This is a genomic window from Flagellimonas hadalis (assembly GCF_007785775.2).
GTDB classification, from domain to species: domain Bacteria; phylum Bacteroidota; class Bacteroidia; order Flavobacteriales; family Flavobacteriaceae; genus Flagellimonas; species Flagellimonas hadalis.
This window is the reverse complement of record NZ_VNIK02000039.1, coordinates 1-883: the sequence shown is the minus strand read 5'-3', so window position 1 is coordinate 883 and position 883 is coordinate 1. Positions and strand designations below refer to the sequence as shown.

Annotated in this window: 1 protein-coding gene; it reads left to right on the top strand. The window is 46.8% G+C overall.

The window, feature by feature from the left end; all coding sequences use genetic code 11:
- Window positions 1-883 (top strand): BspA family leucine-rich repeat surface protein (locus FOT42_RS17910; protein WP_151891797.1); only part of this gene is annotated, 883 nt, incomplete at both ends.

Sequence of the window (883 nt, the reverse complement as noted above, 5' to 3'; positions counted from 1 at the left end):
GAAGACCACTATGGCCAATGAGGAGATCATCATTGGAAAGAATTCTGACTACACTTATGATTATATGATCGACTGGGGTGATGGGACTGTGGAGCAGATCAACAGCGGTGATAATGACAGCCACGTGTATGCCTCGGCAGGCACCTATACCGTGGCCATCAAGGGACAGTTCCCCAGATTTGATGCTACATCGTTTGACGAGGATAATGCCTTCAAGCTCATGTCCATAGAGCAGTGGGGAACTATTGAATGGGAAAGCATGAGGAACGCATTTAATGCATGCGGAAACATGGTCTATAATGCCGCGGATGTGCCCGACCTATCAAAAGTTACTGATATGGCCAATATGTTCATTGGTGCCACCTCCTTTGATGGGAATCTCAATGGTTGGGACACTTCCAGTGTAATAGTTATGAACGGAATGTTTAGAGGTGCTACTTCCTTTAATGGGGATATCAGTGATTGGGACACTTCCAGTGTGACCATCATGGCCAATATGTTCAATGGGGCTACTTCCTTTAACGGGGACATCAGTGGCTGGAACACTTCCAACGTGACCACAATGGAAGAGATGTTTTCAGGAGCCATTGCTTTCAATGGGGACATCAGTGGCTGGAATACATCTGGCGTTACTGTGATGACTGGTATGTTTGCGGAGGCCTCTGCTTTTAATCAGGACATCAGTGGTTGGAACACCTCGAGTGTGACCACAATGGCTGGTATGTTCTCTGGAGCTTCCGCTTTTGACCAATACTTGGGTGGTTGGAACCTTTCCAGTATCGAATATATGGATTTTATGTTGAATAATTCTGGGATGAGTATGGCCAACTACGGTGCTACCTTGGTCGGATGGGCCGGTCAACCCAATTTGCCCTCGAACATT